General features: G+C 34.4%; 7 protein-coding genes. 6 read left to right on the top strand and 1 reads right to left on the bottom strand.

All coding sequences use genetic code 11. The features are described 5' to 3' along the window. Positions 1–550, bottom strand: a 550-nt coding sequence (locus tag QZ055_RS02125; RefSeq protein WP_295824335.1) for an HD-GYP domain-containing protein, incomplete at its 3' end; no start/stop codon positions are given. Between the two features lie 905 nt (positions 551–1,455). On the opposite strand from QZ055_RS02125, the gene QZ055_RS02120 reads away from it, so the two are divergent. From QZ055_RS02120 to secA, 6 genes are all read left to right on the top strand, one after another. Then, positions 1,456–2,262 (top strand): basic amino acid ABC transporter substrate-binding protein, encoded by an 807-nt coding sequence (locus tag QZ055_RS02120; protein ID WP_105089102.1) that lies wholly within the window; start codon positions 1,456–1,458, stop codon positions 2,260–2,262. 11 nt (positions 2,263–2,273) lie between these two features. Further along, the gene (locus QZ055_RS02115) at positions 2,274–2,930 is read left to right on the top strand and encodes an amino acid ABC transporter permease (protein ID WP_105089103.1); all 657 of its coding nucleotides are present in this window, start codon (positions 2,274–2,276) and stop codon (positions 2,928–2,930) included. Further along, positions 2,927–3,646 (top strand): amino acid ABC transporter ATP-binding protein, encoded by a 720-nt coding sequence (locus tag QZ055_RS02110; protein ID WP_005386848.1) that lies wholly within the window; start codon positions 2,927–2,929, stop codon positions 3,644–3,646. The genes QZ055_RS02115 and QZ055_RS02110 overlap by 4 nt, the downstream gene beginning before the upstream one ends. 524 nt (positions 3,647–4,170) lie before the next feature. Further along, the gene (locus tag QZ055_RS02105; RefSeq protein ID WP_005386847.1) at positions 4,171–4,368 is read left to right on the top strand and encodes a cold shock domain-containing protein; all 198 of its coding nucleotides are present in this window, start codon (positions 4,171–4,173) and stop codon (positions 4,366–4,368) included. Positions 4,369–4,609: 241 nt separating this feature from the next. Next, a complete protein-coding gene (gene raiA / locus QZ055_RS02100; RefSeq protein WP_005386845.1) occupies positions 4,610–5,137 on the top strand; it encodes a ribosome hibernation-promoting factor, HPF/YfiA family in 528 nt (175 codons plus the stop codon). A gap of 216 nt (positions 5,138–5,353) precedes the next feature. Beyond that, on the top strand, positions 5,354–7,789 hold the full coding sequence (gene secA, locus QZ055_RS02095) for a preprotein translocase subunit SecA (protein WP_126413452.1): 2,436 nt from the start codon (positions 5,354–5,356) through the stop codon (positions 7,787–7,789). Positions 7,790–7,817: the final 28 nt, after the last annotated feature.

Genomic DNA, 7,817 nt, shown 5'->3' with positions numbered 1-7,817 from the left:
CGGATGCACTAAAGAGTTCTTCTTTTGCTTTAGCTTTTGTTTTTGCCCAAAATTCTGTAGAAGGATTAACTGTTGTATCATAATAATCTGCAACAGCAATGATTCTAGCTCCTAATGGGATGTTAGCACCACGCAAATGTTTAGGGTAACCAGAGCCATCCCATTTTTCATGGTGGTAACGAATATAAGGCAAGATTTGTTGGCAGCAAGGGTAGTTTTCGATCATATTCGCACCACTTGCAGCATGTTGCTTATACTTGGACATTTCTTGTTTATTAAGATATGGAGATTTTTGGATTAATGCATTAGGTACCATTAATAGTCCTACGTCATGAAGTAATGCTGCATGGCGAATTTGTTCAATTTCATTTAACGGTAAACCCATTTTAGCAGCAATACTAACTGCATAGTTTGAAACTTGGATAGAATGAGTGTACAGATGATAGCTTTTCATTTGTATCATCTGCAAAAGCTGAGCGCTAATGGCTTCTAAACTGTCCTTCTCCAGTTCGTACAACCCAGATGGTTGCATTAATGATAACATAAACATAATAAACCCCTTTAACTAACATGTAGAACATATGGTACAACCCCTCGTACTTATGTTCATATCGTACAACTTTAGGCCGTTCTTATTTAATAGTATACAAATTATACACCATAAATAATATTTTGTGTATGATACGTATGTTCTATTATACATGTTGTATTCATATTTGGCATACTAAAAATAATTGACATTTTAGGAATGTACTAAATATAGTACCTAGAAAAACTAATTTTATAAATATTAAAATAATATGAAGAATATTTTAGGTTTTCTATGACAATTTTCTATACATACCAAAAAAGGGGTTGCAAAATTTATTCTCATTTCAATGAGAACTGAACGATGCTATGTTCGGAAATATAATTTAATAGGTACGTCTTATTAATTTTAAGAATGTATATATAATTATAAATCTAGACATGTATACTGTTATTCTTTATAATACGTCTATACGGGTCTGTGGTTGAAAGTCGATGCCAGTCGCAGGCGAAACGATCCACATAAGCAACCCAAGGGGTTGTGAGCATGGTGCGGCTTAGGTGTAAGTCCTGCCGGTAAAACCGAGAGGGGTAGTAGTGGGGAGTCTCGGACTTATGAGCGAACCCTCCAGCAGGCGAGTGTGGGGGCAAAGACCAGGTCAGCCGTATGCGGGCACATGAGGCTTTTCTCATGTGCTTTTTTCTTTTTATACATTTGTATATTTAAAAATGGTGAAAATACCGATTCTTATGGGAAAGTTTTTATACATTGTTGTTATAAATATACAATCAGTGTATAAAAATAAAATATAAATATAGTGATTAATTGATATTCAGGATGATTCTATACAAAATTGTTGACATAATTATACTAAGTGGTATACTAGTGGAATAAAAATAGTTAGTTTAGTAAATGAGGATGATTCGATGTTAAATAGCAAGTTAAAAAAATTAATCATTGGTGGTTGTATGTTAGTAATGGCCGGTACTGTAATTGGCGGTTGTGGATCTTCTACACAAACAACTTCTAATAAACTCATTGTTGGTACTAATGCCACATTTGTACCATTTGAATTTAAAGATGAAAAAACTCAAGACTACACAGGCTTTGATATTGATTTAATTCGTGCCATTGGTAAACGTATCAATAAAGATGTAGAGCTTAAGAATGTTGCTTTTGATGCTTTGATTCCAGCTTTAAATACACATGATATTGATGTAGCTGCATCTGGTATGACGATTACCAAAGCTAGAAGTGAAAAGGTATTATTCTCTTCTCCATATTATGAAAATGCCCTTGCTGTAGTATATAAAGATGGCGCAAATATCACATCTCTTGACGATCTTAAAGGCAAGAAAATTGCTGCTCAACTAGGTACTACTGGTGCAGATTTAGCCCATAAAATCGAAGGTACTACTGTAAAAGAGTTTGACCATAGTAATGAAGCTTTGTTAGAATTACAAAATGGTGGTGCTGATGCAACTGTTATTGATTTGCCAGTGGCTCAATATTACAGTACTAAACATCCAGATCAACATATTAAATTTATGGCATATCCAAATACAAAAGAATATTTGGGCTTAGCAATTAATAAAGATAATAAAGATTTACAAGAACAAATCAATAAAGCAATTGCAGATATGAAGGCTGATGGTGAATTTAATACATTATATAAAAAATGGTTTAATGTAGATGCACCTGCTGATATGCCAGTAGTGGTAGAATTTAAATAATAGGAGAGATCATGAGTTTTAATTGGGGGTTAATTGCGGATAATTTACCGCTCTTATTACAAGGTGCACTTGTAACCGTAGAAATTACAGCTATGTCTGTTGGCTGTGGTTTCTTTATCGGTTTATTAGTAGCCTTAGCAAATTTATCTAAATTTACTGTAGTTAGATTATTAGCAAAATGTTATGTAGATATCATTCGTGGTACACCGTTATTGGTACAAATCTTCTTGATTTATTTTGCTTTGCCAATGATTACAGGACAACGTATTGATCCATTTATTGCAGCTGTTACCGCATGTAGTATTAACTCTGGTGCATATGTGTCTGAGATCTTCCGTGCTGGTATCCAGTCTATCGATAAAGGTCAAATGGAAGCAGGTCGATCTCTTGGTTTAACTTGGGGTCAAACTATGCGTTATATCATCATGCCTCAAGCTTTCAAAGCAATTATCCCACCATTGGGTAATGAATTTATTGCTATGTTGAAAGACTCCTCATTGGTTTCTGTAATTGGTTTCGAAGAATTGACACGTCGTGGTCAATTAATCATTGCTAAAACGTATGCATCCTTTGAAATCTGGGGTACAGTTGCTGTTATTTACCTTATTATGACAGTAACAATTTCACAATTAGTTGGTTACCTTGAAAGGAAATATAGCATTAAATGATTAAATTAGAAAATGTACATAAATCCTTTGGTAAAAATGAAGTATTAAAGGGCATTGATTTACATATAGAAAAAGGTCAAGTTGTCGTTATAATTGGTCCATCTGGTTCTGGTAAAAGTACAGTATTGCGTACTATGAACTACTTAGAAGAGCCTACATCTGGTAAGGTAATTGTAGATGGTATGGATCTTTCTGATAAGTCTAAACTCAATGAAGTTCGTGCTGAAGTAGGGATGGTATTCCAAAACTTTAATCTTTTCCCACATATGACTGTAATGGAAAATTTAACATTAGCTCAAACTAAGGTTCGTAAAACTTCTAGTGATGAAGCTAAGAAAATCGGACAAGCTTTACTTGATCGCGTTGGGTTAGGAGATAAAGCTAATGCATATCCTGATTCCTTATCTGGTGGTCAAAAGCAACGTGTTGCTATTGCCCGTGCCCTAGCGATGAAACCAAAAGTTATGCTATTTGATGAACCTACATCTGCACTCGATCCAGAAATGGTTCGTGAGGTTCTAGATGTAATGAAGTCTCTCGCAGAAGAAGGGATGACGATGGTTATTGTTACTCATGAAATGGGCTTTGCTAAAGAAGTAGCTGACCGCGTATTATTCGTTGATGGTGGATTAATCTTAGAAGATGATACTCCTGAAAAGGTATTTGATGCTCCAACAAATGAGCGAACAAAATTGTTCTTGTCGAAAATTTTATAATAATATTTTCTAACATAAAAGGAAGTAAGTTCTGAAATTCAGAGTTTGCTTCCTTTTTTTTGTATTTTTAAAGATAACCAAATTTGTAGATATTAAATTTCTTAATATATGAATCGATTTATATCTATTAATATATTTGATGACTTATTTTATCCGTATCTGTTCAACCCTTGTAAATAAGCGCTTTTAGGCTTTTCTTAATCTATAAAATACGATTATCGCTATAAATATTTGTGATATATAAAAATTTTATACATATATATTTTGGAGTAATAATTTTTAATTCATATATTTTTATGATTATAAAATTATGTAATAATTTAATGTGCTGTTCGGAAATATTTATAATATAGATAAATAAAGGTTTTAAAGTAGTTTTTAGGGGATGAATTGTCAATAAGATATATTTGTATATTCATTAAAAGTGTTAATATTATTGTTTGATATTTTATACATGCTGTGTTATGATACAAGTGTAGTGCAAGACAGTAAGACAATATATATATTTTTAGGAGGATGTTACCATGTTAGGTAAAGTAAAATGGTTTAGCGCAGAAAAAGGTTATGGTTTTATTGAACGTGAAGACGGTAGCGATGTATTCGTACATTACTCTGCGATCCAAGACGAAGGCTTCAAATCTTTGACAGAAGGTCAAAATGTAGAGTTTGATATCGTTGATGGTAACCGTGGCCCTCAAGCTGCTAACGTTGTAAAAGCGTAATAACATACCAAAAAATACATAAAAGCAACATATAAAGAAACTCCGATATCGCATGATATTGGAGTTTTTCGATTGTTACTGGAAATAATATTTATAATTCTGCAAAAAATATAAAAATTCTTTTGAAAAAAAGAGGAGTTTTATACCTTGATGTAGAAATACTAAATATAACACGAGAGATAAGTAAAAAATTACTACACACTCGTATCTCGTGGATGATTTTTAGAAAGGGTGTTGACTTATGAAAGTAGCAATCAGAGGTAAAAACATTGAAGTGACAGATGCTCTAAGAGCATACATCGAAAAAAGATTGAGCAAATTAACTCGTTACTTCGATGATGAGTTAGATGCACAAGCGGTTTTATCCGTTGTTAAAGATAAATCTACTGTTGAACTTACATGCTTCGTTGATAAGATCGTTCTTCGCGGTGTAGAAACAAACGATGATATGTATGCAGCTATTGATTTAGTAATAGACAAGATCGTACGTCAAATCCATAAACATAAAACTCGTTTAGCAAAACGCTTCAAAAAACAAGAAGCTTTCCATCCTGAAGCTTTAGCAGCTCCTGTAGAAGAGGAAACTATCGAAGTTGTAAAACGGAAACACTTTGCAGTACGTCCTATGGATGTAGAAGAAGCTATCTTACAAATGAATCTTATTGGCCATGACTTCTTTATGTTCTTCAATGCTGAAACAGAAGCAATGAACGTAGTATATCGTAGACATGATGGATTCTATGGTTTGATTGAGCCAGAATTACAATAACCTATAATATCGGCTGACAATAATCCTAACTCCTTTCTACTTTTTAAATCAGCCGATTATTATATCAAGGTGGATGACCATTTTGAGTCATCCACCTTTTTTATAAAATGCTATAAATAATCGTGAAATGCCTTGAATTCTTTGACTATTCAAGGCATTTTCGTTATAATAAATTAGATAAAATAATGTAAGATGTCCTATAGAGGAGTGATTTGTTTGTTAAGCTTTTTACAAAGGCTATTAGGCAATAATAACGCAAAAGAAATTAAAAAAATGCGTGCTATTGCTGATCATATTAATGAAATTGAACCGAATTATGTTAAATTAAGTGATGCTAACTTAGTAGCAAAAACCGATGAGTTTAAACGTCGTTTGCAAAAAGGGGAAACGTTAGACGACATTTTGCCAGAAGCATTTGCTGTAGTTCGCGAAGCATCTAAACGTGTGTTAGGCATGCGTCATTTTGATGTGCAGTTGATCGGTGGTATTTGCCTTCATAGAGGTAATATCGCAGAAATGCGTACTGGCGAAGGTAAAACATTAGTTGCTACATTGCCAGTATATCTAAATGCATTGACAGGTAACGGCGTACATGTTGTTACAGTAAATGATTATTTGGCTACTCGCGATAGTGAACAAATGGGTCGTTTATATAACTTCTTAGGCCTTTCTACAGGTCTTATTGTGGCTAATCTCGATTATAACCAACGTAAAGAAGCATATGCATGTGATATTACATATGGTACAAATAATGAGTTTGGTTTTGACTATTTGCGCGATAACATGGTATCTGATGTATCTCAAATGGTACAACGTCCATTGAATTACGCAATTGTCGATGAAGTTGACTCTATTCTTATCGATGAAGCGAGAACTCCATTAATTATTTCTGGTCCTGGTCAACGTTCCACAGATAATTACTACAAGTTAGCTAAAATTGTTCCTCATCTTGTAAAAGATGAAGATTATACAATTGATGAAAAACAAAAGACTATTGCACCTACTGATTCTGGTATCGCAAAAGTCGAAAAAATGCTTGGTGTTGAAAACTTGTATGATGCAGAAAACATCGAGTTAAACCATCTACTTGGTGCATCTTTACGTGCTTATGCTATGATGCATCGCGATACTGATTACGTAGTTAAAGATGGTGAAGTTGTTATCGTCGATGAATTTACAGGTCGTTTGATGTTTGGTCGTCGTTATTCTGATGGCTTACATCAAGCTATCGAAGCTAAAGAAGGCTTGAAGGTTGAACGTGAAAGTCAAACATTGGCTTCTATTACATTCCAAAACTATTTCCGTATGTATAAAAAGCTTGCTGGTATGACTGGTACAGCTAAGACTGAGGAAAAAGAATTCATCGATATTTACGGTTTGGAAGTATTGCCTATTCCTCCAAATAAACCATTAGCCCGTGTAGATTTGCCAGATCAAATCTTTAAAACTAAGGCTGCTAAATATCGTGCCGTAGTACGTAATGCTGTAGAACGACATCAAACTGGTCAACCTATTTTGATTGGTACTACATCTATTACACAATCTGAAGAGCTTTCAGATATGTTATTACGTGCAGGCGTACCACATAAAGTATTGAATGCTAAACATCATGAAAAAGAAGCTGAAATTGTTGCCAATGCTGGTCAAATGGGCATGGTAACAATTGCTACAAACATGGCAGGTCGTGGTACTGATATTACATTAGGTGAAGGTGTACCTGAATTAGGTGGCTTGGCCATCTTAGGTACTGAACGTCATGAAAGTCGCCGTATCGATAATCAGTTGCGTGGTCGTGCTGGTCGTCAAGGTGACCCAGGTTCCTCTCAATTCTTCTTATCTTTAGAAGATGATTTGATGCGTATCTTTGGTGCTGACAATATTACAGGCATTATGGATAAACTTGGCATGGAAGAGGATGAACCTATTGAGCATTCTTTGATTACTAAATCTATTGAACGTGCTCAAAAGAAAGTAGAAGATCATAACTATAATATTCGTAAATATGTACTCGAGTATGATGATGTTATGAATCAACAACGTGAAGTATTATACGAACAACGTCGTCGTATTTTACGTAATGAGTCCTTACGTGACACAATCAATGAAATGATTGATAAACTTGTTACTGAATCTGTAGATGCTTATGCAGATGAGAAATTATATCCAGAAGAATGGGATTACGAAGGTCTCTACAAGCACTTGAGTCAATATTTCTTAACCGAAGATATTATGACTCCTCAAGATATGGAAGAATATAGTCGTCAAGAATTATTAGAACGCTTGCTTGAAATTGCTCATGCTGAGTATCAAGATCGCGTTGATATGCTTGGTGATGCTATGTTTGGCCAGCTTGAAAAGGCTATTATGTTGCGCGTTGTTGATAACAAATGGATGGAACATTTGGATAATATGGATATGTTGCGTGAAGGTATCGGTCTTCGTGCATATGGCCAAAAAAATCCATTGGTGGAATATAAATTTGAAGCCTTTGATATGTTCCAAAACATGATTGCTGCTATCCAAGATGAAACAATCATGGCGTTGTACAAAATTCGTGCACAATTGATTCAAGAAATTGAAGAACCAGTTGACCACTTAGAAGGTGCACAACCCCATCATGAAGATGTGTTGGAGCCACAAAACATAGATTAAGATTTGTGAATGGCACGTTGCTCAATGG

It is taken from the genome of uncultured Veillonella sp. (assembly GCF_905209685.1).
In the GTDB taxonomy this organism is placed as follows: domain Bacteria; phylum Bacillota; class Negativicutes; order Veillonellales; family Veillonellaceae; genus Veillonella.
Note: the sequence above shows the minus strand (reverse complement) of the source record. Positions and strands in the feature narration are given on the sequence as shown.